Genomic DNA, 25,179 nt, shown 5'->3' with positions numbered 1-25,179 from the left:
CGCACGTGGTGCGGCGGGTGGAGGAAGTGAGGAATCGCCGTCATGGGGCGCCGACTCGTACCACTCACCCTGGACAACCTTTCGGATCTCCCCGAGCGTTGCCGCTCGTGCGTCTTCTGGGAGCTTGATCCGGTCAGCGGGGAAGCCGCGGTAAGAGCGGGCAAGCCGGGGTTGGAGAAGGAAGCCTGGATCTCCGCAGTACTGCTGGAGTGGGGCTCCTGCGGCCGGGTGGTCTATGTGGACGATGTGCCGGCCGGTTTCGTGCTCTTCGCCCCGCCCGCTTACGTCCCTCGTTCGACGGCGTTTCCGACCAGTCCGGTCTCCCCCGACGCCGTCCAGTTGATCACCGGGCTGATCGTCCCTGAGTACCGGGGACAGGGGATCGGCCGTGTCCTGGTGCAGACCGTGGCCAAGGACGTGCTGCGCCGTGGCTTCAAGGCGATCGAGGCGTTCGGGGACGCGCGGTCGGAGCCGTCCACCTGCGTGCTTCCCGCGGATCATCTGCTGTCCGTCGGCTTCAAGACTGTCCGGCCCCATCCCGTCCATCCACGATTGAGACTGAACCTGCGGACGACGCTCTCCTGGAAGGAAGATGTGGAGATGGCGCTCGACCGGCTGCTGGGGGCGGTCCAGAAGGAGCCGGTACTCCGCCCGCTGTGAGGCCGGACCTCTGTCGGCCGCCAGTGAAACGGGCCCGCCCCTCTCAGGGGCGGGCCCGTTTCACGTGAAACATCGCGCCGGTGGCGCTGTGGAGCTGTCAGGCGGGGGTGATGAAGCCTTCCAGGTCGCGGAGGATCGCGGCCTTCGGCTTGGCGCCGACGATGGTCTTGGCGACCTCGCCGCCCTGGTACACGTTCAGGGTCGGGATGGACATCACGCCGTACTTGGCGGCGGTGGCCGGGTTCTCATCGATGTTGAGCTTGACGATCTCGATCTGGTCGCCGTGCTCGGCCGCGATCGCCTCCAGCGAGGGGGCGATCTGGCGGCACGGGCCGCACCAGGCAGCCCAGAAGTCCACCAGAACGGGCTTGCCGCTCTTGAGGACGACCTCGTCGAAGGTGTCATCCGTAACGTGCTTCAGGTCGCCGGCCACGGCGGCCTCCTTAGTCTCTCGGGGTGGTGGGGTGCGGTGCGCACGTTCAGAGGGCCGGGGTCTTCTCCGGCTCGGCGGGCTCGGCGTCGGCCAGGGCCGCGAGGAAGCGCTCGGCGTCCAGGGCGGCGGAGCAACCGGTGCCCGCCGCGGTGATGGCCTGCCGGTAGGTGTGGTCGACCACGTCGCCGGCGCCGAAGACACCGGGGAGGTTGGTGCGGGTGGACGGCGCCTCGACCTTCAGGTAACCCTCGTCGTCGAGTTCCAGCTGACCCTTGAAGAGTTCGGTGCGCGGGTCGTGGCCGACAGCGATGAAGAGTCCGGTCACGGGCAGTTCGGACGTCTCGCCGGTCTTGGTGTTGCGCAGGACCAGGCCGGAGAGCTTCTGGTCGCCCTTGATCTCGGCGACCTCGCTGTCCCAGGCGAACGTGATCTTCGGGTCGGCGAAGGCCCGCTCCTGCATCGCCTTGGAGGCGCGCAGGGTGTCACGGCGGTGGACGATCGTGACGGACTTGGCGAAGCGGGAGAGGAAGGTCGCCTCCTCCATCGCCGTGTCACCGCCGCCGATCACGGCGATGTCGTGGTCCTTGAAGAAGAAGCCGTCACAGGTGGCGCACCAGGAGACGCCTCGTCCGGAGAGGGCGTCCTCCTTGGGCAGTCCGAGCTTGCGGTGCTGGGAGCCGGTCGTGACGATGACCGACTTGGCACGGTGGACCGTGCCGGCGGTGTCGGTGACGGTCTTGACGTCGCCGGTGAGGTCGACCGCGACGACGTCGTCGGGCACCAGTTCGGCGCCGAAACGTTCGGCCTGCGCCCGCATGTTGTCCATGAGCTCGGGGCCCATGATGCCGTCCTGGAAACCGGGGAAGTTCTCCACGTCGGTGGTGTTCATCAGCGCACCGCCGGCCGTGACGGCGCCCTCGAAGACCAACGGGTTCAGCGAGGCGCGGGCGGTGTACAGCGCGGCGGTGTACCCGGCCGGTCCGGAGCCGATGATGATCACATTACGGACGTCGCTCACGGGTTTCTTCCTCGTTTCTGCAGACTGCCTAACTGCCTACGGGGTCGGTCAACGACTCTCACCCCACCCAACGGATCCTACGGCTGATGCATTCCCGAACGTGCCGCGGCGGGCGCGGACGGTTTCAGGGGCGGTCGTAGGCGCGGGTGAGCAGCAGCTGCCCCGGGGACTCCGGCGCGGTGTCCACGCAGGTGGCGGAGACGAGGTAGGCCTGAACACGCGAGGGGTCACTCGTGTGGGGAAGGACGACGAGGTAGGTGTTCTCCCCTTCGTACTCCCCCTCGTCGAGAGCGAGAGCCGGTGTGGTGCGGCCGGTGGCCTGTTGCACACAGGGGGGGACGGCGACAGCGGGAGCCTTCAGGGGGTTTCGCGAGGCGTAGGCATCAGGGTTGAGGGCTTCGCTCGACGCCTTGGTATCCGCTTCCGGGGGCGCCTTCTTGGCACCGGGGTCCTCCTGGCCCGCTCCGCCGCCGAGGAGGTTCCGCACCTGGTCTTCGAGGGTGCCCTCGGCATAGGAGGGCGCACCGCTGGCCGCCGCCCTGAGCCCGCTGTCGGACGCCGTCTTGGACGCGTCGCCGGACGGAGCGACGGACTGGAGGAAGAAGACGCTCGCTCCGATGACCGCCGCGCCGAACGCGGTGCCGAGGATCGCGGCACGGCGACGGCGGCGGGTGGGGCGGCGTCCCGGTCCGGCCGCCGCCGAGGACCGGCCCGCAGGGCGGTCCGGGGCAGGGGAGCCGGTGCCCGCGGGAGGGGGGCCGGCCGCCGGGCCTGCGCCACCGCCACTCGATGTTTCACGTGAAACAACTGCCGAGGCGTCCCCGGGGGGAGTGGCAGAGGGGAGGGCTTCCGCTGCGAGGGCCGCGTCGATACGTGCGGTGACGTCCTCCGGCATAGGCTCAGGGACGGGCATCGTTCCGAGGAGCCGCCGTACCTCTTCCAGGGAGTCCCGGACCTCCGCGCAGAGGTCGCACCCGGCCAGGTGGAGCCGGACTTCCTCGGTCCGGGAAGGGGAGAGCAGCCCTTCGGTGAGATCGGAGATCTCGGAGATCTCCGGGTGCTGAGCCGTGTCGGTCGGGGATGTCACGGGCGCCCACCTCCTCCCTTCGTCGCGGCAGGGTCGATTGCTCCTGTGTCTCTGGGACTGGACGCAGGTGGGACGGATGCGCCGGACGTCCGGTTCCTTCCGGCTGCTGCGCTGTCCCTGTCCGGGCTCTGGCCTCCTGTTTCCGCGCGCAGATGACGGACCAGGGGGGCCAGTCTCGCTCGGCCCCGGGCGCATCGGCTTTTCACGGTGCCGGTAGGCACTTCCAGGATGCTGGCCGCCTCGGCGACGGGGTAACCCTGCATGTCGACGAGGACGAGGGCTGCCCGCTGGTCGGCGGGGAGGGTGTCCAGTGCTTCTTGGAGCTGTCGGTGGAGGTCCTGTCGCACGGCGGGGGCCTCGGCGGATTCGTGGGGTTCCAGGAGCTGGTCGAGCCGTTCGGCGTCGTCCACCGGGGAGGTCTTGCGGGAGGCCGCCTTGCGGGCCCGGTCGAGACAGGCGTTGACGGTGATCCGGTGCAGCCAGGTGGTGACGGCGGAATCACCGCGGAAGGTGTGGGCGGCGCGGAAAGCCTTGACGAGCGCGTCCTGGACGGCGTCGGCCGCTTCCTCCCTGTCCCCCAGGGTTCGCAGCGCCACGGCCCAGAGTCGGTCGCGGTGGCGGCGTACGAGCTCTCCGAAGGCGTCGGGGTCGCCCGCCACGTGCCGGGCGATCAGATCCGAGTCGCTCGGTGCCTCTGGTGGAACGGAATCCACCGCGCCCCCCTCCGAACCGGATCCGATGTGACCTGTGGGCCGCGCCGTCGAAGCGGTGCGACGGGGAGAAGCCTGCCGTCATGGGGAGGACGGCCGCAACCCTCGCCGCCGTCGGGCGGGCGGTGCGCCCCACCGTAGCGGGTGGACGGGGAGGGTGATCACCGCCTGGTACGGGCGGGCCGCCCCTGCCGTGCTCAACCGAGGACGGAGATCTCCGTGATGCCGCCCCGGTATCCGCCGGTGCCGTCCGCCGGGAGCTCTGTGATGTGGACCAGGACGTAACGCGTGCGGACGGGTTCGTCCAGTTTCTCCTTGAGCGTCGATCCCGCGACGGTCCGCTTGACGATCGGTCGGTCGAAGTCGGCCGTCGTGGACGGGGACGCCGCGCCCGGGGACGCGGCGGAGACGGTCGTCGTCTGCCCGCTCCGGTACAGCGACACCTCGACACCGGAGACGTCCCGCACCTTGCCGAGGTCGACGATGATCCCGCTGCCCTGCTTGCGCTGGGGGAGGTTGCCGAAATTGGCGAAGCCCACGTACCGCGGGGTGACCCAGTGTGTCCCCCGGTCGCCGTCCACGGTGTTGCCCGCCTCGAACTGCTTGATCCCGGAGCCGTCGGGCATGAACTCCGTGGCCCCCGCGATGTCCAGGGGCTCCGCGCGCGGGGCGGTCTTGTCGCCCTTGTTCTTGTCGTCCTCGTTCGGCTCGGTGACGCCGGTGTCGTCCGAGCCCTTGGCGCGGTCGAGCAGGGCCTCCGCCAACTGCCAGCTGCCGAGGCCCAGCGCGGCGATGAGGAGCGCCGAGACAGTCCACTTGAGCGCGCGACCGGCACGGCTCTGCAAGGGAGCCGGCGGGGGCGGCATCACCGGCTGGGCCACGGAGGCGGGGTGCGAGGACGGGCGTCCGTAGGTGCCCTGCTGGTAGGTCGTGCGCTGGTACGCCGGCGGCGCGGTGAACGCGGGCTCCGGCGGCAGGATGCGCGGCATGGCCGCGACGGCCTTGGCCAGCTCGTCCGGGGTGGTGCAGGGAGGTTCCTGCCGGGACGCGGTCGCGCCGTCGTTGGCCAGCGCCCGCATGGCGAGCTCGGAGAGGCCGCGGTGGACGCCGGCCCGGACCTGGTCCGGGGCGATGAGCCCCAGGTCCTTGGGCAGCCCGGCGAGCCCGTGTGCGTCCTCCCCGTACGGCCAGCGGCGGGTCAGCGCGGCGTACAGGAGAGCGCCGATGGCCTCGGTGTCGGTGCGCAGAGGCCGCTCGGCGGTGATGCCGCGCAGGGCGGCGTTCACGGCGAGACCGCGGATGCGGTACTGCCCGGTGGAGCTGCGCAGGACGGCGCCGGGGGTGAGGCGCAGATGGGACAGGCCCTCGCGGTGGGCGGCGGCCATCGCCTGGGAGAGCTGGCTGACGAGCTGGTAGGCGTCGTGGGCCTCCATCGGCCCGGCGGCCAGCAGGGCGGTGAGTTCGGTGGCGTCCGGCAGCCATTCGTGGACCACGTAGACGAGGTCGTTCTCCTCGACGGCGTCCAGGACCTGGACGAAGCGGGGGTCGCCGAGCAGGGCCGAGGAGCGGGCGGCGGCCAGGACCGAGCGGGCCCGCGGGTGGTCCGCCGGAAGCAGGTGGACGCCCACCGCCCGGCGCAGCTTTTCGTCGACGGCGCGCCAGCTGCTGAAACCGTCCAGCCGGGTGACGCACTCCTCCAGGCGGTAGCGACCGGCGAGCTTGTGGCCGCTGTGCAGGTCGGGGGAGGCCGGGACGACCTCGGAACGTTCCCGCCCACCGTCCGACGCTCCGGTGTCCTCGGGGCTCGCGCCCTTGGTGTTCTCGGCTTGCGCCGTCCCGTCGGCCGTGGTCTCGTCCGCCTTGGCGGCCAACGGCTCGCCACCGCTGTTGTCGGCCACGTCGACGGCAGCCGTGCTACGTTCCGCCACCGTCGTTCCCGCCTCCCCATCCGTTGCGCGATGCCAGCCAGCTCTGCACAGTCACGCCAATTGTGCCCACACTCCGGCGCTAAGCACGACACGCGGTGTGCGGGGATGGTTGTGCGGACAGGTGTTCATTCAGCGTCCGAGCCGCCCACGGACCATGCCCACCAGGCCGTTGACCTCTTCGATGCGCATCTTCTTCGCCGCGACGAAGAAGATGCCCAGGAGGAGAGCACCACCGCAGATCAGTGCGGCCAGGGAGCTGAGGGCGCCGGTGCCGACCAGTTCCAGGACGCCGAACCCGACGGCGCCGCCGACCAGGGCGGCGGGCAGGGCGGCCATGCAGAGACGTGCGTAGGTCCGCACGATGTGCGCGCCGTCCAGGTCCCCGCCCAGTCGGTTGCGCAGTCGGCGCCAGGCGACGCCGACGCCGACCGCGTAGGCCAGGCCGTAGGAGAACGCCATGCCGACGACGGCCCAGCGGGCGGGCAGGACGACGTAGCAGAGGGCGGAGGCGGCGGCGTTGACGGCGGCGACGATGACCGTGTTGTAGAAGGGGGTGCGGGTGTCCTCGTACGCGTAGAAGCCGCGCAGGACGACGTACTGCACGGAGTACGGGATCAGGCCCAGCGCGAACGCCATGAGGATGAAGCCCATGGAGCGGGCTGCCTCGGCGCCGCTGGAGGCGTAGAGCAGGGTGCACATCGGCAGGCCGAGCGCGAGGAAGGTGAAGGCCACCGGCACGATGGCGACAGCCGAGTTCCGCAACCCCTGCGAGATGTCGTCGCGGACGGCGCCGGGGTCGTTGTCGTGGGCGGCACGGGAGATGCGGGGCAGCAGCGCGGCCATGACCGAGACGGTGATGATGGCCTGCGGCATGCCCCAGATCAGCTGGGCGTTGGAGTAGGCCAGGAAACCGGTGCCGTCCTTGCCGGAGAGCTTGCCCGCCGCCGTGGCGAGCTGGGTGACGACCAGGACGCCCGCTTGGTTGGCCAGGACGAACAGCACGGTCCACTTGGCCAGCTTGACGGTCTTGCCGAGCCCGTGGCCCTTCCAGTCGAACCGCGGACGGAAGCGGAAGCCCGTCTCCCGCAGGTAGGGGATCATCGCCAGGGACTGGACGGCGAGCCCGAGCAGGGTGCCGATGCCGAGCAGCCGGATGCCCTCCGGCGGGATGGTGTCCACACCCATCCGGGAATCGGCGGAGGTGCCGTAGACCCAGATGAACAACCCGAACGTGATGATCATGACGATGTTGTTCAGGACCGGGGTCCACATCATCGCGCCGAACTTGCCGCGGGCGTTGAGGATCTGCCCCATCACGACGTGCACGCCCATGAAGAAGATGGTGGGCAGGCAGTACCGGGCGAAGGTGACGGCGACGCTGTTGGCCGCCGTATCGTCGGCGATCGTGCTGGACATCAGCTTGATCAGCACCGGGGCGACGAGGACCGCCGCGGCGACGATCAGACCGAGCGCGACCATCACCAGGGTCAGCAGCCGGTTCGCGAACGCCTCGCCGCCGTCCTCGTCGTCCTTCATGGCGCGGACGAGCTGGGGGACGAAGACCGAGTTCAGGCCGCCGCCGACGGTGAGGATGTAGATCATCGTCGGCAGGGTGTACGCGATGGTGAAGCTGTCCCCGAGCATCGCGGCGCCGAGCGCGGCGGTGATCACCAGGGACCGGACGAATCCGGTGAGCCGTGAGACGAGGGTGCCTGCGGCCATGACGGCGCTGGACTTCAGGAGACCGGAGACCTTGCCGCCGCCCTTCGCCGGCACAGGTGCGGGAGCCGGTTCGGGCTCGGGCCCCCCCGGCGGCTTCCCCGCCCCTTCCTGGTCGCGGAAGAGATGGGCGAAGGCGTCCGGCTCCTGGCGTTCGTCCGCCGCCTGCGTGACGAGGTCGTCGACACCGACGAACTGCGTGGTGTCCGGACGGTCCCCGTAGGGCAGGTGCCGGGAGGGGCCCGCCGGTTCGGGAGGCGGGGGCTGGGCCCAGATGCGCGGGTCGGGGGCGTAGGGGGAGGCGGGCGGCTGCTGGTAGAGAGCCCCCGGCTCCTGGTAGGCGCCAGGGGGCGGCGGCGGGTGCGCGGCGCGGTCGTAGAGCGCCTCGCCCACCGGGTCCTGGGCGGCGAGGTCCCGCGCCCGGTAGGGGTCGTCCTCGTAGGCATGCTGGAGGTAGGGGTCCGGCGGCACGGGACCGTCCTGGTCCGGGTGCGGAGGAACCGGGGGCCCGCCCGGAGACGCTGCTCCGCCCGCGCCCTGCCCGCGGTCACCGTCGTACGGCGCGTTCATCGAAACCCCTACCTCATCGTCCCCGGCCGACCGGCCACGACAGACATCGCTCAACGGTCCACTTTCTCACCCGTTCCCGACGGGGCCCCGCTTTCCGGACCGGTGTCCGGGGTCCGGTCACTCGGCTGCTCGGGTCCGCCGCCGTCACCGTCCGTCGTGTCGCTTGCCACGGCGCGCTTGCGATGGGTGTACATCCGGATGCCCGCCAGCACCAGGAGCAGCAGGCCACCGGCGATGACGAGCAGGACGGTCGGCGTCACTTCGGAGACCTTCACGGTGAAGGTCATCTCCTCGCCGTACTGGGTGCCGTCCTCCGTGAACAGCCGGGCGGTCACCTGGGCCCGTCCGTTGGCGCTGGTCGCCGTGTCGAACTTCACCGACTGGCTGTGTCCGCCCGCGATGCCGACCGGCAGCTCGGCCTTGGTTCCGTCGTCGTTGAACTTGAGCCGGAGGTTGTCCGAGGTCAGCTGGAGAACCAGCCGGTCCACGCCCTGGACCAGCTGGTTCTGCACCGTCACCGGGATGGTCGCGCTGCGCCCGGAGAGGGTGACGTCGGACTTCTTGATGAGCTGCACCTCGGAGGTGAGGCTTTTCAGGTACGCGCGGACCGCGTCGCGGTACTGCCGCGCCTCCGGGGCCCGTCCGCGCCAGGAGGTCGACATGGAGCGGTTCACGGCGTTGCCGAAGGGCGTCACCACGCGCTCGGGCTGCGTCAGGATCGTCTCGAAGCTGTCGAGCGAGCCCTGGGTCACGCGGATGTCCTGGAACGCCTGGGTGGGCAGCTCCTGGGCGCGGAGCTTTTCCGGGTACGCGGAGCGCCCGGGGATCTTGCTGGTGGCCTTCGGGTCGGGCTTGACCTCGGCGGCCGCCACGAGGTCGAGAGGCTGCGTCCAGCGGTTGCCCGAGAGGGCTCCCAGCGCCCGGGCCATCGTCTGGGCCTGCGCGGCGGTGGGCATCCGGGGCGGGGCCACGACGATGCTGCGCTCGTTGTCCGGCGCCTGCTCGGTCAGCGCGAGGGTCTGGGCGAGGAACTTCTGGACCGCGAGGGTGGAGGCACCCGCCCTCGACATGTCGCCGTCGAACAGGGTCGACAGCCGGGCGTCCGCGACGACCGCGGTGGTTCCTCCGCCGATCGGCCGCGCCGCGGTCGGGGTGTACGGAAGCTCCGACGTCTCGCGGAAGCTGTCGCTGCGGGCGATCACGTTGTGAGCGCCCGCCGAGGTCGCCACGTCGACGATGGACGAGTCCACGGCGCCGTTCACGGGCCAGGCGAAGTCGGTGGACGGCTTCACGTGGAGGATGGTCTCCACCGTGGTCGCGGCCACGGTGGAGGCGTTCTGCAGGTGGCTGAGCGTTCCGGAGACGTTCTTCCCGCGGTGCGCGATGGAGGCCAGGTCGGGGTCGGCGAACGGCAGGGCGATCACCTTGCCGTCCTCCACCACCTTCTCCAGGGCGGTCAGCCACTGCTTGGCGACGGCCTGGTTCTTGCCCGGGACGGTCCGGTCACCCGACTTGATCTCGTACTTCCCGGCCATCGCCGCGACGCTCGCCAGGAGGTCCGGGTCGACGACCCAGGTCACCGGCAGGCGGCTGCCCAGGGACACCATCTGCTCCAGCCGGCCGCCGGGCGCCAGCTCCTCGGCCAGGCCGTCGTCGGCGAAGACCGGAGTCTGCTGTTGGTCCGAGCGAGTCTCCGCCGTGACGTGGGGAGAGGCGATCAGCGGCCAGAGAAAGGTGAGCTTCGTCCTGCTGTCGCTCGCCTCGGGCTGCCAGGGCAGGAACGAGCGCTTGATGCCGAGTACCTGCTCGTAGGGGCTGCCCGCCGTGCGGCCGGAGACCGAGACGCCGAGCTGGTAGACGCCCGGGTCGTCCAGTCCCAGCTTGTCGACGGGCACGGTGAGCGTGAAGTCCTGGGTGATCCCCCGGGCGAGCCGGGGCAGCTTCAGCGTGTACTTGTCGCCGACCGTGACCGGGTCGGCTCCGGGAACGTACGGGGATCGCTTGGCGGCGTCGTCGACCTCGCCCCGGCCGCTGAGCCGGGGGCCGACCCGTAGATCGACCTCGGCGCCGCTGATCGCCTTCTTGCCCTTGTTGGTGAGCGTCCCGGAGACGGTCAGGGTGTCGTCCTTCGAGGGGACGCTCGGGGAGAGGGTGTGGAGCGACACCTCGACCGTGCGGGAGCCGGAGGGGGCCTTGGCGGGCTCGGAGGCCGGAGCGGCGCCGGCGGCCGGAACGGCCAGCAGACCGGCCAGGAGCGGTGCTCCGAGCACCACGGAGGCCGTGCGCCGGAGCCACCGGCGGGCAGGAGAGGGACGAGTCCCCTGGAAGTCTGCCGCCTCGGCCACGCGCCTACCCGTCCCTCGTCGTCATCAGATGCTGTCGGTCGTTCGGTCCTGCGTCCACGCATGGTAACGAGGTGCGGCGGGCCGAAGCGCTGGGGTCCGTCGCACATGATCGCGGACGCCTCGCAGGGGCCGTGTAAACGATGACGTCGCGGGCGGCCCGTGCACGTACCCTTTTCTGTTGTGCCGAACGCCAACGAAGAGAACGCCAGTGCACTGAGCCAGGTGCAGCACCGCGCGGTGAGTGAACTGCTGCGAGTGTCCCCGGTAGCCGACGACCTCGCCCGCCGATTCCAGAAGGCCGGATTCGGTCTCGCGCTGGTCGGCGGTTCGGTCCGCGACGCGCTGCTGGGCAGGCTCGGGAACGACTTGGACTTCACCACCGACGCGCGCCCGGAGGACGTACTCCAGATCGTCCGCCCGTGGGCCGACTCGGTGTGGGAGGTCGGGATCGCCTTCGGCACCGTCGGATCCCAGAAGGACGGCTACCAGATCGAGGTCACGACCTACCGGTCGGAGGCGTACGACCGGACCTCGCGCAAGCCGGAGGTCTCCTACGGCGACTCCATCGAGGACGACCTGGTACGTCGCGACTTCACGGTCAACGCGATGGCGGTGGGACTGCCGGAGAAGGAGTTCGTCGATCCGTACGGAGGTCTGAAGGATCTCGCCGACCGTGTCCTGCGCACCCCGGGCACACCCGAGGCGTCCTTCTCCGACGACCCCCTGCGCATGCTGCGGGCGGCCCGTTTCGCCGCTCAGCTCGACTTCGAGGTCGCTCCCGACGTCGTCTCCGCCATGACGGAGATGGCCGCGCGGATCGACATCGTCTCCGCCGAGCGGGTCCGCGACGAACTCAACAAGCTGCTGCTCTCCCAGCACCCGCGTAAGGGCCTGGGCCTCCTGGTCGACACCGGGCTCGCCGCCCACGTGCTGCCCGAGCTTCCCGCGCTGCGCCTGGAGAGTGATGAGCATCACCGCCACAAGGACGTCTACGAGCACTCGCTGACCGTCCTGGAGCAGGCCATCGGTCTGGAGGAGGACGGACCCGACCTCGTCCTGCGGCTGGCCGCGCTGCTCCATGACATCGGCAAGCCGAGGACGCGCCGCTTCGAGAAGGACGGCCGGGTCTCCTTCCACCATCACGAGGTGGTGGGCGCGAAGATGACCAAGAAGCGCATGACCGCGCTCAAGTACTCCAACGAGCTGGTCAAGGACGTGTCGAGGCTGGTGGAGCTGCACCTGCGGTTCCACGGATACGGCGACGGCGAATGGACCGACTCCGCAGTGCGCCGCTATGTGCGTGACGCCGGTCCGCTGCTCGAACGCCTCCACAAGCTGACCCGGTCGGACTGCACGACTCGGAACAAGCGCAAGGCCAACGCGCTCTCCCGTACCTACGACAACCTGGAGGAGCGCATCGCCCTCCTCCAGGAGCAGGAAGAGCTCGACTCGATCCGCCCCGACCTGGACGGCAACGAGATCATGCAGATCCTGGAGGTCGGGCCGGGGCCGGTGATCGGCAAGGCGTACGGATTCCTGCTGGAGCTGCGGCTGGAGCACGGACCCATGGAGCGGGACGCCGCGGTGGCGGCGCTCAAGGAGTGGTGGGCGCGGCAGGACTGAGGCAGGCCGGGCGAGGTTTCACGTGAAACATCGTTCACTGTTCGGGGAGGAGGGGCGTCGTTTCACGTGAAACGACGCCCCTCTCGCTTCCTTTCCCGGCTACCAGGGGGCATCGGCCCCCCGTCGGCGGAGCATCGTCACCGCGATCGCCGCGTACAACACCGCCACGACCACGATGACGGGGACCGATCTGCCGTCCGGCGGGAGCATCAGGGCCGCCACTCCGGCGGCGCCCACGAAAGCGATGTTGAACAGCACGTCGTAGAGCGAGAAGATCCGGCCGCGGAAGGAATCGTCGACCGAGGTCTGTACGACGGTGTCGGTCGCGATCTTCGAGCCCTGCGTCACGACGCCGAGCACGAACGCGGCGATCACCATCGGAGCCGGGGCGAACGAGAGGCCCAGGGCGGGGACCAGGACGGCCGCCGAGCCGGCGCAGCCGACGATCCACCCGTACCGGCCCAACCGCCCCACCGCCCATGGTGTGACGACGGCGGCGACGAAGAACCCCGCCCCCGAGGCTCCGACCGCCATGCCGAGCAGGGCCAGCCCGTCGGACTCGGTGTCCGACCAGGCGTAGCGGCACAGCATGAGCACCGTCACGGTGAGCGCGCCGTAGCAGAAGCGGATCACGGTCATCGCGGCCAGGGCCCGGGCCGCGTCGCCTCGTTGTGCCAGATGGCGCAACCCGGCGGCCAGCCCGTGTGCGGCCGCGGCCACGGCGGCCCGCAACCGCAGAGGGTTCGCTTCGGCGTCCGGCCCCAGCAAGGTGCGCGGCAGCCTCAGGGACGCCAGCGCGGACGCCAGGTAGAGCATCGATCCCAGCAGCACGACGGCCGCGTCGGACTCGTCGGCCACCAGCCGTACGACGAAGGCGAGGCCGCCTCCCGCGGTCGCCGCCAGAGTGCCGGCGGTCGGAGAGAGGGAATTGGCGACCACGAGGCGGTCGTCGTCGACCACCCGGGGCAGAGCGGCGGAGAGGCCGGCCAGCACGAACCGGTTGACGGCGGTGACGCAGAGGGCCGAGGCGTAGAAAAGCCAGTCGGGCGCGGGGGCGAGCATCAACAACGCCGTGGAGCAGGCCAGGCCGGCCCGCAGGAGGTTCCCGAAGAGGAAGACCTGGCGTCGGGGCCAGCGGTCCAGTAGCACCCCGGCGAAGGGACCGATCAAGGAGTAGGGCAGCAGGAGCACGGCCATGGCGGACGCGATGGCGGCGGCCGTCGTCTGCTTCTCCGGCGAGAAGACGACATAGGCGGCGAGAGCGACCTGGTAGACGCCGTCGGCGGACTGGGAGAGGAGCCGCACGGTGAGCAGACGGCGGAAGTTCCGCAGGCGCAGCAGAGTGCGCAGATCACGCGCGACAGACATGGGAGCAAGCGTCACACACGTCGGGGGCCCGCGGGCGGATTGCCCGGGAGCCCCCGACGTGCGGCAGGAAGCGGTGAACGTGTCCGCTCAGCGCTCCGGTGGAGCGGTCGGCCGAAGAAGCCGGTTCAGCGCTCCGTCTCGCCCTTGATGAACTTCTCGACGTTCTCGCGGGCCTCGTCGTCGAAGTACTGCACCGGCGGGCTCTTCATGAAGTAGCTCGACGCGGAGAGGATGGGGCCGCCGATGCCGCGGTCCTTGGCGATCTTCGCCGCGCGGACGGCGTCGATGATGACGCCGGCCGAGTTCGGGGAGTCCCACACCTCGAGCTTGTACTCCAGGTTCAGCGGTACGTCGCCGAACGCGCGGCCCTCCAGGCGCACGTACGCCCACTTGCGGTCGTCCAGCCAGGCCACGTAGTCCGAGGGGCCGATGTGGACGTTGTTGTCACCGAGCTCGCGGTCACGGATCTGCGAGGTGACGGCCTGCGTCTTGGAGATCTTCTTGGACTCCAGGCGCTCGCGCTCGAGCATGTTCTTGAAGTCCATGTTGCCGCCGACGTTCAGCTGCATCGTGCGGTCCAGGATGACGCCGCGGTCCTCGAAGAGCTTCGCCATCACGCGGTGCGTGATGGTGGCGCCCACCTGGGACTTGATGTCGTCGCCGACGATCGGAACACCGGCCTCGGTGAACTTGTCCGCCCACTCCTTGGTGCCGGCGATGAAGACCGGGAGGGCGTTGACGAACGCGACCTTGGCGTCGATGGCGCACTGGGCGTAGAACTTCGCCGCGACCTCGGAGCCGACGGGCAGGTAGCAGACGAGGACGTCGACCTGCTGGTCCTTGAGGACCTGGACGATGTCGACCGGGGCGTCCGCGGACTCCTCGATCGTCTCGCGGTAGTACTTGCCGAGGCCGTCGTGGGTGTGACCGCGCTGGACGGTGACGCCCGTGTGCGGCACGTCCGCGATCTTGATGGTGTTGTTCTCACTGGCGCCGATGGCGTCCGCCAGATCGAGACCGACCTTCTTCGCGTCGACGTCGAAGGCAGCGACGAACTCGACGTCACTGACGTGGTAGTCGCCGAACTGAACGTGCATCAGGCCAGGCACCTTGCCGGCCGGATCGGCGTCCTTGTAATACTCGACGCCCTGCACCAGCGAGGCGGCGCAGTTGCCCACGCCTACGATGGCTACGCGAACCGAACCCATTCCGGTTGCTCCCTGTGTAATCGGTGTTTCCGATGAAGTCGCCGCGGAGTGCGACGACTTCACTTGGCGGTGTCGTCGGACGGATCCGGCGGGGTGTTGTCCCCGTGCCGGGGCAGGCCGCCCGTCTCTCCAGGTGTGTCCTGCTGAGCGGAGCCCTCGGGCGAGGACCGTCGCCGATCCCGTCCCGACCGCTCGCTCTCGATGAGCTCGTTCAGCCAGCGCACTTCGCGCTCCACGGACTCCATGCCGTGTCGCTGCAGCTCAAGTGTGTAGTCGTCGAGTCGTTCACGGGTGCGGGCGAGGGAGGCGCGCATCTTCTCCAGGCGCTCCTCCAGCCGGCTGCGCCGGCCTTCGAGCACACGCATCCGCACATCGCGCTCGGTCTGGCCGAAGAAGGCGAAGCGCGCGGCGAAGTGCTCGTCCTCCCAGGAGTCCGGCCCTGTGTGCGACAGGAGCTCCTCGAAGTGCTCCTTACCTTCTGCCGTCAACCGGTAGACGATCTTCGCCCGGCGGCCTGTCAGTGAGGAGGAAGGGGTCGCACGTCCGGCGGTCGGCGCGGTGTCGGCCGGGTCACCGGCCGGTTCCTCGATCAACCAGCCGTGGGCCACCAGCGTCTTGAGGCAGGGGTAGAGGGTTCCGTAACTGAAAGCACGGAAGATCCCCAGCGAGGTGTTGAGGCGTTTGCGCAGCTCATAGCCGTGCATCGGCGACTCACGGAGCAGGCCGAGGACGGCGAACTCCAGAATGCCGGAGCGTCTGCTCACCCGTGCCTCCTCCTCTCCCGCTGTTCCTGCCGGCACGGCCCACCGGGGCCGCCGGTGCGCTTATGCCGTGCTGATGTATCGACTCGATACATCAGCACGATAGATCCGTCCGTCTTCTTCGACAAGGGTGACCTTCGTGAGCGGCGTCACATCGGCAATTCCCGGGGTTCGACTTGCGTTGTTTGGGGTGAAGTTCGGTCCTAGGCGGGTTTTGACCGTGCGTAGTCTGTGCGGCATGCAGACCACCGGGAACCGCGAGACGACTTCGCGCGTCAGTCAACGCGGACTGCCGGATGTACTGCGGACGAGCCTTCCGCAGTGGCTTGTCCGTCATTCGGGGGGACCGGATCTCAACTGCCGCTTCCAGGCGCTCTCGCCTGCCCGAGGAGTAGTCGTTCCATGAGCGAGCACCGTCGCAAAACGCCTCAGCCGCAAGGTGGCGGGCGTGCCGCGGCCAGACGAGCCGCCCAGCAGCCGACCGGACGCCGATCAGGCCCGTCACGCAGGGTCGCTTCGGTATCACCTTCCGAATCGTCATCCGGTTCGTACGGCGAGGAGCGCCCGTACGGCAGCCGCGCCGAGGCCCGCCGCGCGGCCCAGAAGGGCGGACGGCGCCGTGGTGCCGACGCGGGGGGCCACGGCGCGGGCGGCGGGGGACGGCGGCGTGGGGGCGGAGGCGGGCCGGGCGGACGCGACGAGGGCGGCCCCGGCAAGAAGCGGTTCATCGACTACCCGCGCCACGGCAGGTACGGGTTCCGTCGCTGGGTGCCCTCGTGGAAGCTGGTGTCGGGGCTCTGCCTGGGATTCCTCGCCCTGTTGATGGGCATCGGGGGCATTGCGTACGCCCTGGTGGTCCCCCCGGACATCAACAAGACCGCCAAGGCGCAGAACAACGTCTACTACTGGGCGGACGGCACCCAGATGGTGGCGACCGGCGGTGCGGTCAACCGCCAGGAGCTCAAGTACGAACAGATCCCGGAGGAGATGCGCAACGCCGTGATCTCCGCCGAGAACAAGAGCTTCGAAAGCGACCGGGGCATCGACCCGAAGGGCATCGGCCGTGCGCTGTTCAACATGGCCACCGGCGGTGAGACCCAGGGCGGGTCGACCATCACGCAGCAGTACGTGAAGAACTCCATGCTCTCCCAGGAGCAGACCCTCACCCGCAAGTTCAAGGAACTCTTCATCACGCTCAAGGTGGGCGGCGAGATGGAGAAGGAAGAGGTGATGGCCGGCTACCTCAACGTCTCCTACTACGGACGCGGGGCTTCCGGCCTGCAGGCGGCGGCGCGCACCTATTACAACAAGGACGCCGACGAACTGGACGCGAGCGAGTGCGCCTTCCTGGCCACCCTGCTCAAGGGCGCGAGCTACTACGACCCCGCCGGCGCCCTTGACATCGACAAGGAGAACGCGACCCCCGAGAAGAACAGGAAGCGGGCGGAGGAGCGGTGGGAGTGGATCCTTGACGAGCAGGTCAAGGACGGGCGCATGACGGCGGCCGAGCGCGCCAAGTACAAGGAGTTCCCGGAGCCGCTGCCGCCGAGGAAGGACGCCAAGCTGGGCGGCCAGACCGGCTACCTGGTGGATCTCGCCAAGAAGTACTTCCTCGCCAACAACGACCAGGGCATCGACGCCAAGCAGCTCGAACTCGGCGGCTTCGAGATTCACACCACCTTCCGGCAGAAGCAGGTGAAGCAGCTGGAAGAAGCGGTGAAGAAGGTCTACAAGGCCAAGATCCGGCCCGAGGAGCGCCCCAAGACGGACACGCACGTCGAGTTCGGCGGTGCGTCCGTGGACGCGAGGACCGGCGCCATCATCGCCACGTACGGCGGCCAGGACGCCACCACGCACTTCACCAACAACGCCGACGCCACGGGCGCCCAGGTCGGTTCGACGTGGAAGCCCTTCGTTCTGGCGGCGGCGATGCAGTACGGCGTGCGCAACCCCTCCGGCCCTCCGGAGCAGAACGAATCCCAGCGCACCCAGATCTCGCCGAAGAGCATCTACAACGGTGACGACGGCGTGCGGATCAAGGACTACACGGGCAAGATCTGGCTGGACGAGAACGACAACGAATGGCGCCAGACCAACGACGGCAACCACGACTACGGTGAGATCGACCTCCGGAAGGCCATGGAGCAGTCCGCGAACTCCCCGTTCGTGCAGCTCGGCATGGACGTCGGCACCGACAAGGTCAAGGACGTCGCCGTCGCCGCCGGTCTGAAGGACGACACCTTCATGGCGGACGCGACCGTGCCTTCGTTCTCCATCGGCACCTCGTCGCCCAGTGCCATCCGCATGGCGGGCGCCTACTCCACCTTCGCCACCAGCGGTCAGCAGAACGACACGTACTCGGTGACCGAGGTGAAGCAGGGCGGCGAGGTCGTCTTCCAGCACAAGAAGAAGTCCAAGCGGGCCTTCAGCCCGGCCATCGCCGACAACGTCACCGACGTGCTGAAGAACGTCGTGGAGAACGGGACGGGCAAGCCCGCCCGGCTCGAAGGCCGCGAGGCCGCCGGCAAGACCGGTACGACGGACGGCAACCGGTCCGCCTGGTTCGTCGGGTACACCCCGCAGATCTCGACCGCCATCAGCATGTTCCGCCTCGACGACGACGAGACGAACACCAAGCGCGAGTTCGAGAAGATGTTCGGCACGGGTGGCGAGAAGAAGATTCACGGAAACTCGTTCCCGGCCTCCATCTGGCACGACTACATGACCCAGGCGATGAAGGGCAAGAAGGCTCTCTCCTTCCCGGAGCCGCAGGACCTGGGCGAGGTCGTGTGGGGCGGCGGGGCGGTCAGCCCCAGCCCGACGCCCAGCCCCACGCCTTCGCAGACGCCTTCCGAGAAGCCGTCGCCGACTCCGACGCCGACCCAGACCACTCCGGCCCCCCCGTCGCCGACGCCGACCAAGAGCTGCAGCATCTTCGATCCGACCTGCCAGGACGCCAACGGCGGCCAGAACGGCGGAGCGGCCGACGGCGGCGGTCAGAACGAAGGCGCCGACGGCGGTGGCGACAGCGACGGAGCGGACGGCGGCGGCGACAGCTCCGGAGCGAGCGAGGGGGGCGGCCCCGGCGGCCCCCAAGGAGGCAGTGGCAATCCCGACGGGGGCAGCACGATCTGGGGAACCCGCGGCTAACCGGGCCACCGGCCCGGCACCCCCGGGCCGGTCCCACGACGCGGCGAGGGCCGCCGTACCCACCCGGGCACGGCGGCCCTCGCCGCGTTCGGACGGTGCGGGGCCCCGGGAGCTCTCCCCGCTGTGCCCGGAGCGGTGCTCCCCCCGGGCACAGCCCCGTACGGCAGGATGTGCGGCATGCCAAGCCACAGCGCGGAAGAGACGAGCGTGGACCAGGACCGGACCGTCGTGCGGCCCACCGACCAGGACGAGGTCGCGGCGGCCGGCAGCGAGCTGTTCGGCGGCCGGGCGGGGCGCTGGGCGCGACTGGGCGACGGTCCGCTCACCCCCGTGCGCGTCGTCGCGCTGGTCATGATCGGGATGTTCGCCCTCGGCATGGTGCAGAAGATCCCCTGTTACGAATGGGCCTGGTTCCGGGGGGCCACCTCGCAGTACACGCACGCTTGCTACTCCGACATCCCCCACCTCTTCCTGGGCCGCGGGTTCGCCGACGGGCTCGTGCCGTACTTCGACCGGCTGAGCGGCGACATGCAGTACCTGGAGTACCCCGTGCTGACCGGGGTGTTCATGCAGGTGGCGTCCTGGCTGACGCTGACGCCCGACAACGACCCGATCCAGCAGCGCGAGCAGATGTACTGGATGGTCAACGCGGGCATGCTGATGGTCTGTGCGGTCGTCATCGCGGTGTGCACCGTCCGTACGCAACGCCGCCGCCCCTGGGACGGCCTTCTGGTCGCGCTGGCCCCCGCGTTCGCCCTCACCGCGACCATCAACTGGGATCTGCTGGCCGTCGCGCTGACGGCCGCGGCGATGCTCATGTGGTCCCGGGGCCGGGCGCTCGCGTTCGGCGTCCTCATCGGCCTGGCCACGGCCGCCAAGCTCTACCCCGTCCTGCTGCTGGGCCCGCTCCTGGTGCTCTGCTGGCGGGCGGCCAGGTGGCGCGCCTTCGGGACGGCGCTGCTGGGCGCGGGGGCGGCCTGGCTCGTGGTGAACCTGCCGGTGATGGTCCTCGCCCCCGAGGGATGGCGGAAGTTCTACACCTTCAGCCAGGAGCGGCCCATCGATTTCGGGTCGTTCTGGCTGGTCATCACGCAGCGCACCGGCAAGCCCATCGACGTGGAGACGGTCAACACGGCGTCGGTCGTCCTGATGGTCGTGTTCTGCGCCGGCATCGCCGGGCTGGCGCTCTCCGCGGCCCGCAGACCGCGCTTCGCCCAGCTGGCGTTCCTGGTGGTCGCCGCGTTCGTCCTGACGAACAAGGTCTACTCACCGCAGTACGTGCTCTGGCTGATCCCGCTGGCCGTCCTGGCCCGGCCTCGCTGGCGCGACTTCCTCATCTGGCAGGCCTGCGAGGTCATGTACTTCCTCGGTATCTGGTTCTACCTCGCCTACACCAGTGACGGCGACAAGCACCAAGGGCTGCCGCAGGAGGGCTACCAGGTCGCGATCGCCCTGCACCTGCTGGGCACGCTGTATCTGTGCGCACTGGTCGTCCGGGACGTCCTCCGGCCGGAGGGGGATCCGGTGCGCGCCGACGGGGCGGACGACCCGGCGGGCGGTGTGCTCGACGGGGCTCCGGACGCGTTCGTGCTGGCGTCCGAAGCCCCTGTCCCCGGGCCCCCGGCGGTCACCGGCCCGCAGGTGGAGCGGGACGCGGCGCCCACCCGGGACGGCTGACCCCGGGGCGGTCGGCTCAGCGGTCGACGAGCCGGTCGTACTGGGTGGTCGTGTGGCGCAGGTGGGCGACGAGCTCGTCACCGACCCGCGGCTCCTGGGCGTCCGAGGGCACGAACAGGATCGACACCTGCATGTGCGGCGGCTCGGCGAACCAGCGCTGCTTGCCCGCCCAGACGAACGGCGACAGGTTGCGGTTGACGGTGGCCAGGCCCGCGCGGGCGACGCCTTTGGCCCGCGGCATCACGCCGTGCAGCGCCTTGGGCGCCTCCAGGCCCACGCCGTGGGACGTGCCGCCGGCCACGACGACCAGCCAGCCGTCGGACGCGGCCTTCTGCTGGCGGTAGCCGAACCGGTCGCCCTTGACGACGGGGGTGACGTCCAGGACCGCGCCCCGGTACTCGGTGGCCTCGTGGTCGCCGAGCCAGAGCCGGGTGCCGATACGGGCGCGGAACCGGGTCTGGGGGAACTGCTGCTGGAGCCGGGCCAGTTCCTCGGCGCGCAGGTGGCTGACGAACATGGTGTGCAGCGGCAGCCGGGCCGCCCGCAGCCGGTCCATCCAGCCTATGACCTCCTCGACGGCGTCGGACCCGTCGGTGCGGTCCAACGGGAGGTGCAGGGCGAAGCCTTCGAGGCGGACGTCCTCGATCGCCGCGTGCAGCAGCCCGAGCTCTTCCTCCTTGACGCCGTGCCGCTTCATCGAGCTCATGCACTCGATGACGACCCGCGCGCCCACCAGGGCGTGCACCCCGTCGACGGAGGAGACGGACCGGACGACGCGGTCCGGGAGCGGTACGGGCTCCTCACCGCGGCGGAACGGCGTGAGGACGAGCAGGTCGCCGCTGAACCAGTCCTTGATCCGGGCCGCCTCGTAGGTCGTCCCGACCGCCAGGGTGTCGGCCCCGAAGCGGATCGTCTCGTCCGCGAGACGCTCGTGGCCGAACCCGTAGCCGTTGCCCTTGCAGACGGGTACGAGACCGGGGAACTGGTCGATCACGGACTTCTGGTGCGCCCGCCAGCGCGCGGTGTCGACGTAGAGGGAGAGCGCCATGGCCGGCCCGGAACCTTTCTGGTGGCTGCGGTGGATCGAAGAACGGACGAGGGGACGCCCGGAGGTGCGGTGAAGCCGATCAGCGGCGCGACATGTAGATGTCGAGCGCCTTGTGGAGGAGTTTGTTGAGCGGGAAGTCCCACTCGCCGACGTACTCGACGGCCTCGCCGCCGGTGCCGACCTTGAACTGGATCAGACCGAAGAGGTGGTCGGTCTCGTCCAGCGAGTCGCTGATGCCGCGCAGGTCGTAGACGGTGGCGCCCATCGCGTAGCTGTCGCGCAGCATGCGCCACTGCATCGCGTTGGACGGCCGGACCTCGCGGCCGATGTTGTCGGAGGCGCCGTAGGAGTACCAGACGTGTCCGCCGACGACGAGCATGGTGGCCGCGGAGAGGTTCACGCCGTTGTGCCGGGCGAAGTAGAGCCGCATCCGGTTGGGGTCCTCGGAGTTGAGGACGGTCCACATGCGCTGGAAGTACGAGAGGGGGCGCGGCCGGAAGCGGTCGCGTACCGCGGTGATCTCGTACAGCCGCTGCCACTCGGCCAGGTCCTCGTAGCCGCCCTGGACGACCTCGACGCCGGCCTTGTCGGCCTTCTTGATGTTGCGGCGCCACAGCTGGTTGAAACCCTTGAGCACGTCCTCCAGGGAGCGGTTGGCCAGCGGTACCTGGAAGACGTAGCGGGGCTGTACATCCCCGAATCCGGCGCCGCCGTCCTCGCCCTGCTGCCAGCCCATCTTCCGCAGCCGGTCGGCGACCTCGAAGGCGCGCGGCTCGATGTGGGTGGCCTCGACGTCGCGCAGGCGCTTCACGTCGGGGTCCTGGATGCCGGACTTGATGGCCGCCGCGTCCCAGCGGCGGATGACCACCGGGGGGCCCATCTTCACGGAGAAGGCGCCCTGCTGCTTCAGGTGGGCGAGCATCGGCTGGAGCCAGTCGTCCAGATTCGGCGCGTACCAGTTGATGACCGGCCCCTCGGGGAGGTAGGCCAGGTAGCGCTTGATCTTGGGGAGCTGGCGGTACAGGACGAGTCCCGCGCCGACCATCTGGCCGTCCCGGTCGAACCAGCCGAGGTTCTCCGAGCGCCATTCGGTCTTCACGTCAGCCCACGCCGGAACCTGGCAGTGACTGGCCGAGGGCAGACTCTGGATGTATGCCAGATGCTGCTCTCGGCTGATGGTCCTCAGGGTCAGGCTCATGCGGGGCGCTCCTCGGCAGGTGTGTCCCCATCGGTCAGGGGCTCCGGCTCTCGCGCCGAAGCCTACTGTGACCGAGGCCCGCCCGGCCTGGCCCCGGGGGGCCGGAAAGCGCGACGGGCCGGTGCGGGCGTGCCCGGGCGCCCGTACCGGCCCGCGATCCGGCCGCGACGCCGGCCGGTGGGCCGGTCAGGTGATCACGCCGCCGAAGAGGCCCCCGTGGGCCATGCCGAGGTAGAAGCCGACCGCGGAGGCCCCGATGCCCATGATCAGGGCGAACCTCTCCCAAGTGGTCTTCGAGATGTACTGGCCGTAGAGGCCGGTCAGAATCCCGACGAGCCCCGCCCAGGAGCTGATCAGGTGCAGGTGGTGGAACATCGCCGTGACGAACGCGAGGATGCCGAGCACCCCGGTCACCACCATCAGGACGTCCTGGACGGGGTGCGGCCTGCCGTCCGTGGCGAAGAGCGAACCGGTGGCCGGACGGCCGGTGGCGGGCCGGGAACCTGCGGGGCGGATGGTCTGTGCCATGGAGTACCTCCTGGCCGGACGGGTGGGCGGGGGAATCCGGCGCTCCCGCCTCGGCGGATGTAGCGCCTCTCACACCGCATCTGTCTCGATTGTGCCCTCTGAGCTCCTGATTTCAACCGGAGGCCGGTCTACGGGTAGTCTGTACGGTCTGCACCGGTGTCTGCCCAGGCCAGCACGGCGACCCCCTCCCCGAACCCCCGACCCGGGATCGTTCGGGAGCGGATTGTCAGTGCCGGGTGTTCTCCTCGGGGACGCCGTTGCATCACGCATCACGACCCTCCTGCCACGGAACGACCGTGGCCGCTGAGTCCAAAGGAGGTGGGTTCCACATGCGTCACTACGAGGTGATGGTCATCCTCGACCCCGATCTCGAGGAGCGAGCAGTCTCCCCGCTGATCGAGAACTTCCTCTCCGTCGTCCGTGAGGGCAACGGAAAGGTGGAGAAGGTCGACACCTGGGGCCGTCGTCGGCTCGCCTACGAGATCAAGAAGAAGCCCGAGGGCATCTACTCGGTCATCGACCTGCAGGCCGAGCCTGCGGTCGTCAAGGAGCTCGACCGCCAGATGAACCTGAACGAGTCGGTCCTCCGGACCAAGGTCCTCCGTCCCGAAGCCCACTGAGTCTCTGACTCAGCGGTTCTCGGGTCCGAGTAGCAGCAAGCAGCCAGAAGCAATCCCCGCCGAGAGGTTCACCCATGGCAGGCGAGACCGTCATCACGGTCGTCGGCAATCTCGTCGACGACCCCGAGCTGCGCTTCACCCCGTCCGGTGCGGCGGTCGCGAAGTTCCGTGTCGCGTCCACTCCCCGCATCTTCGACCGGCAGACCAATGAGTGGAAGGACGGCGAAGGCCTGTTCCTCACCTGCTCGGTCTGGCGTCAGGCGGCGGAGAACGTCGCGGAATCGCTTCAGCGAGGCATGCGCGTCGTCGTGCAGGGCCGGTTGAAGCAGCGGTCGTACGAGGACCGTGAGGGCGTCAAGCGCACGGTCTACGAGCTGGACGTCGAGGAAGTCGGCCCCAGCCTCAAGAACGCCACGGCCAAGGTCACCAAGACCACCGGTCGCGGTGGCCAGGGCGGCCAGGGTGGATACGGCGGCGGCCAGCAGGGTGGCGGCAACTGGGGCGGCGGTCCCGGTGGCGGTGGCCAGCAGGGCGGCGGCGGTGCACCCGCCGACGACCCGTGGGCGACCGGCGGCCAGGCCGGAGGACAGCAGGGCGGCGGGGGCGGCTGGGGCGGAAGCTCCGGCGGTTCCGGCGGCTCGTCCTCCGGCGGCGGCTACTCGGACGAGCCTCCCTTCTAGGGCGGCTCGTACCCCACTTCTTGATCACACAGGAGAAACACCATGGCGAAGCCGCCTGTGCGCAAGCCTAAGAAGAAGGTCTGCGCGTTCTGCAAGGACAAGACCCAGTACGTGGACTACAAGGACACGAACATGCTGCGGAAGTTCATTTCCGACCGCGGCAAGATCCGTGCCCGCCGCGTCACCGGCAACTGCACGCAGCACCAGCGTGACGTCGCCACGGCAGTCAAGAACAGCCGTGAGATGGCGCTGCTGCCCTACACGTCCACCGCGCGATAAGGGAAGGGTGACAACAGCATGAAGATCATCCTCACCCACGAGGTCTCCGGCCTCGGTGCCGCCGGCGACGTCGTCGACGTCAAGGACGGGTACGCCCGCAACTACCTGGTTCCGCGTGGCTTCGCCATCCGCTGGACCAAGGGCGGCGAGAAGGACGTGGCGCAGATCCGCCGCGCCCGCAAGATCCACGAGATCGCGACGATCGAGCAGGCCAACGAGATCAAGGCCAAGCTCGAGGGTGTGAAGGTTCGTCTGGCCGTTCGCTCCGGCGACGCCGGCCGTCTCTTCGGCTCCGTGACCCCGGCCGACATCGCCTCGGCGATCAAGGCTGCCGGTGGTCCCGACGTCGACAAGCGTCGCGTCGAGCTCGGTTCGCCGATCAAGACGCTCGGCGGACACCAGGTGTCCGTCCGTCTGCACCCCGAGGTCGCTGCGACCCTCGGAGTCGAGGTCGTCGCTGCCTAAGGGCAGAGCTCGTCCGAGCTGAGGAAGGGCCGCACCCTCTGGGTGCGGCCCTTCCTGGTGTTTCACGTGAAACGGGCGGTCTGTTTCACGTGAAACAGACCGCC

Annotated in this window: 21 protein-coding genes; 8 read left to right on the top strand and 13 right to left on the bottom strand. The window is 69.5% G+C overall.

What is annotated here, in order from left to right:
• Positions 1-42 precede the first annotated feature (42 nt).
• Positions 43-660: a GNAT family N-acetyltransferase gene (locus tag AMK24_RS12810; RefSeq protein ID WP_073768193.1), complete on the top strand. Its 618-nt coding sequence runs from the start codon at positions 43-45 to the stop codon at positions 658-660.
• A 97-nt stretch (positions 661-757) separates the two neighbouring features.
• Here AMK24_RS12810 and trxA read toward each other — a convergent pair whose 3' ends face one another.
• The 7 genes from trxA to AMK24_RS12775 form a co-directional block, all read right to left on the bottom strand.
• Positions 758-1,093: a thioredoxin gene (trxA, locus tag AMK24_RS12805; protein WP_073768191.1), complete on the bottom strand. Its 336-nt coding sequence runs from the start codon at positions 1,091-1,093 to the stop codon at positions 758-760.
• 46 nt (positions 1,094-1,139) lie between these two features.
• Positions 1,140-2,111 carry a thioredoxin-disulfide reductase gene (trxB, locus tag AMK24_RS12800; RefSeq protein WP_073768189.1) on the bottom strand — a complete coding sequence of 324 codons (972 nt, stop codon included), beginning with the start codon at positions 2,109-2,111 and terminating at the stop codon, positions 1,140-1,142.
• A 124-nt stretch (positions 2,112-2,235) separates the two neighbouring features.
• A complete protein-coding gene (locus AMK24_RS12795) occupies positions 2,236-3,198 on the bottom strand; it encodes an anti-sigma factor family protein (protein ID WP_073768187.1) in 963 nt (320 codons plus the stop codon).
• The gene (sigM, locus tag AMK24_RS12790; RefSeq protein WP_073768185.1) at positions 3,195-3,911 is read right to left on the bottom strand and encodes an RNA polymerase sigma factor SigM; all 717 of its coding nucleotides are present in this window, start codon (positions 3,909-3,911) and stop codon (positions 3,195-3,197) included. Before sigM ends, AMK24_RS12795 begins: the two co-directional genes overlap by 4 nt.
• A 194-nt stretch (positions 3,912-4,105) precedes the next feature.
• Entirely contained in the window at positions 4,106-5,836 is a 1,731-nt protein-coding gene (locus AMK24_RS12785; RefSeq protein WP_073768183.1) for a protein kinase family protein, read from the bottom strand.
• A 129-nt stretch (positions 5,837-5,965) separates the two neighbouring features.
• The gene (gene murJ / locus AMK24_RS12780; RefSeq protein ID WP_073768181.1) at positions 5,966-8,125 is read right to left on the bottom strand and encodes a murein biosynthesis integral membrane protein MurJ; all 2,160 of its coding nucleotides are present in this window, start codon (positions 8,123-8,125) and stop codon (positions 5,966-5,968) included.
• Between the two features lie 50 nt (positions 8,126-8,175).
• Positions 8,176-10,470 carry a DUF6049 family protein gene (locus AMK24_RS12775; RefSeq protein WP_073768179.1) on the bottom strand — a complete coding sequence of 765 codons (2,295 nt, stop codon included), beginning with the start codon at positions 10,468-10,470 and terminating at the stop codon, positions 8,176-8,178.
• A gap of 180 nt (positions 10,471-10,650) precedes the next feature.
• Here AMK24_RS12775 and AMK24_RS12770 point away from each other — a divergent pair, with 180 nt between their 5' ends.
• Positions 10,651-12,093 (top strand): CCA tRNA nucleotidyltransferase, encoded by a 1,443-nt coding sequence (locus AMK24_RS12770; RefSeq protein ID WP_073768177.1) that lies wholly within the window; start codon positions 10,651-10,653, stop codon positions 12,091-12,093.
• Positions 12,094-12,192: 99 nt separating this feature from the next.
• Here AMK24_RS12770 and AMK24_RS12765 read toward each other — a convergent pair whose 3' ends face one another.
• The 3 genes from AMK24_RS12765 to AMK24_RS12755 all read right to left on the bottom strand — a co-directional run bounded on the left by AMK24_RS12765 (position 12,193) and on the right by AMK24_RS12755 (position 15,433).
• The gene (locus AMK24_RS12765) at positions 12,193-13,461 is read right to left on the bottom strand and encodes an MFS transporter (protein ID WP_073768175.1); all 1,269 of its coding nucleotides are present in this window, start codon (positions 13,459-13,461) and stop codon (positions 12,193-12,195) included.
• A gap of 125 nt (positions 13,462-13,586) precedes the next feature.
• Positions 13,587-14,669: an inositol-3-phosphate synthase gene (locus AMK24_RS12760; protein WP_073768173.1), complete on the bottom strand. Its 1,083-nt coding sequence runs from the start codon at positions 14,667-14,669 to the stop codon at positions 13,587-13,589.
• Positions 14,670-14,728: 59 nt separating this feature from the next.
• A complete protein-coding gene (locus tag AMK24_RS12755; protein WP_073768171.1) occupies positions 14,729-15,433 on the bottom strand; it encodes a PadR family transcriptional regulator in 705 nt (234 codons plus the stop codon).
• Positions 15,434-15,832: 399 nt separating this feature from the next.
• On the opposite strand from AMK24_RS12755, the gene AMK24_RS12745 reads away from it, so the two are divergent.
• Positions 15,833-18,580 carry a transglycosylase domain-containing protein gene (locus AMK24_RS12745; RefSeq protein WP_079190497.1) on the top strand — a complete coding sequence of 916 codons (2,748 nt, stop codon included), beginning with the start codon at positions 15,833-15,835 and terminating at the stop codon, positions 18,578-18,580.
• 177 nt (positions 18,581-18,757) lie between these two features.
• The gene (locus AMK24_RS12740) at positions 18,758-20,257 is read left to right on the top strand and encodes a glycosyltransferase family 87 protein (RefSeq protein ID WP_073768165.1); all 1,500 of its coding nucleotides are present in this window, start codon (positions 18,758-18,760) and stop codon (positions 20,255-20,257) included.
• 16 nt (positions 20,258-20,273) lie between these two features.
• On the opposite strand, the gene AMK24_RS12735 is transcribed toward AMK24_RS12740, so the two are convergent.
• The 3 genes from AMK24_RS12735 to AMK24_RS12725 all read right to left on the bottom strand — a co-directional run bounded on the left by AMK24_RS12735 (position 20,274) and on the right by AMK24_RS12725 (position 23,031).
• On the bottom strand, positions 20,274-21,305 hold the full coding sequence (locus tag AMK24_RS12735; RefSeq protein WP_073768163.1) for an alanine racemase: 1,032 nt from the start codon (positions 21,303-21,305) through the stop codon (positions 20,274-20,276).
• A gap of 79 nt (positions 21,306-21,384) precedes the next feature.
• Positions 21,385-22,503 carry a lipid II:glycine glycyltransferase FemX gene (locus tag AMK24_RS12730; protein WP_073768161.1) on the bottom strand — a complete coding sequence of 373 codons (1,119 nt, stop codon included), beginning with the start codon at positions 22,501-22,503 and terminating at the stop codon, positions 21,385-21,387.
• A gap of 186 nt (positions 22,504-22,689) precedes the next feature.
• Positions 22,690-23,031, bottom strand: a complete 342-nt coding sequence (locus AMK24_RS12725; protein WP_073768159.1) for a hypothetical protein — start codon at positions 23,029-23,031, stop codon at positions 22,690-22,692.
• A 329-nt stretch (positions 23,032-23,360) separates the two neighbouring features.
• Between AMK24_RS12725 and rpsF the strand changes: the two genes are divergently transcribed.
• The 4 genes from rpsF (at position 23,361) to rplI (ending at position 25,075) form a co-directional block, all read left to right on the top strand.
• On the top strand, positions 23,361-23,651 hold the full coding sequence (rpsF, locus tag AMK24_RS12720; RefSeq protein ID WP_030115097.1) for a 30S ribosomal protein S6: 291 nt from the start codon (positions 23,361-23,363) through the stop codon (positions 23,649-23,651).
• A gap of 74 nt (positions 23,652-23,725) precedes the next feature.
• Positions 23,726-24,331, top strand: a complete 606-nt coding sequence (locus tag AMK24_RS12715) for a single-stranded DNA-binding protein (protein WP_073768157.1) — start codon at positions 23,726-23,728, stop codon at positions 24,329-24,331.
• Between the two features lie 42 nt (positions 24,332-24,373).
• A complete protein-coding gene (gene rpsR / locus AMK24_RS12710; protein WP_003967857.1) occupies positions 24,374-24,610 on the top strand; it encodes a 30S ribosomal protein S18 in 237 nt (78 codons plus the stop codon).
• Between the two features lie 18 nt (positions 24,611-24,628).
• Positions 24,629-25,075: a 50S ribosomal protein L9 gene (gene rplI, locus AMK24_RS12705; protein ID WP_073768155.1), complete on the top strand. Its 447-nt coding sequence runs from the start codon at positions 24,629-24,631 to the stop codon at positions 25,073-25,075.
• Positions 25,076-25,179 lie beyond the last annotated feature (104 nt).

The organism is Streptomyces sp. CB02366, from assembly GCF_001905905.1.
In the GTDB taxonomy this organism is placed as follows: domain Bacteria; phylum Actinomycetota; class Actinomycetes; order Streptomycetales; family Streptomycetaceae; genus Streptomyces.
Note: the sequence above shows the minus strand (reverse complement) of the source record. Positions and strands in the feature narration are given on the sequence as shown.

Excerpts from the sequence above, each read along its gene's own strand:
- rpsF (WP_030115097.1), top strand. The coding sequence starts at position 23,361 with ATGCGTCACTACGAGGTGATGGTCATCCTCGACCCCGATCTCGAGGAG.
- rplI (WP_073768155.1), top strand. The coding sequence starts at position 24,629 with ATGAAGATCATCCTCACCCACGAGGTCTCCGGCCTCGGTGCCGCCGGC.
- AMK24_RS12735 (WP_073768163.1), bottom strand. The coding sequence starts at position 21,305 with ATGGCGCTCTCCCTCTACGTCGACACCGCGCGCTGGCGGGCGCACCAG.
- AMK24_RS12730 (WP_073768161.1), bottom strand. The coding sequence starts at position 22,503 with ATGAGCCTGACCCTGAGGACCATCAGCCGAGAGCAGCATCTGGCATAC.
- rpsR (WP_003967857.1), top strand. The coding sequence starts at position 24,374 with ATGGCGAAGCCGCCTGTGCGCAAGCCTAAGAAGAAGGTCTGCGCGTTC.
- AMK24_RS12715 (WP_073768157.1), top strand. The coding sequence starts at position 23,726 with ATGGCAGGCGAGACCGTCATCACGGTCGTCGGCAATCTCGTCGACGAC.
- AMK24_RS12765 (WP_073768175.1), bottom strand. The coding sequence starts at position 13,461 with ATGTCTGTCGCGCGTGATCTGCGCACTCTGCTGCGCCTGCGGAACTTC.
- AMK24_RS12760 (WP_073768173.1), bottom strand. The coding sequence starts at position 14,669 with ATGGGTTCGGTTCGCGTAGCCATCGTAGGCGTGGGCAACTGCGCCGCC.
- murJ (WP_073768181.1), bottom strand. The coding sequence starts at position 8,125 with ATGAACGCGCCGTACGACGGTGACCGCGGGCAGGGCGCGGGCGGAGCA.
- AMK24_RS12810 (WP_073768193.1), top strand. The coding sequence starts at position 43 with ATGGGGCGCCGACTCGTACCACTCACCCTGGACAACCTTTCGGATCTC.
- AMK24_RS12740 (WP_073768165.1), top strand. The coding sequence starts at position 18,758 with ATGCCAAGCCACAGCGCGGAAGAGACGAGCGTGGACCAGGACCGGACC.
- AMK24_RS12725 (WP_073768159.1), bottom strand. The coding sequence starts at position 23,031 with ATGGCACAGACCATCCGCCCCGCAGGTTCCCGGCCCGCCACCGGCCGT.
- AMK24_RS12745 (WP_079190497.1), top strand. The coding sequence starts at position 15,833 with ATGAGCGAGCACCGTCGCAAAACGCCTCAGCCGCAAGGTGGCGGGCGT.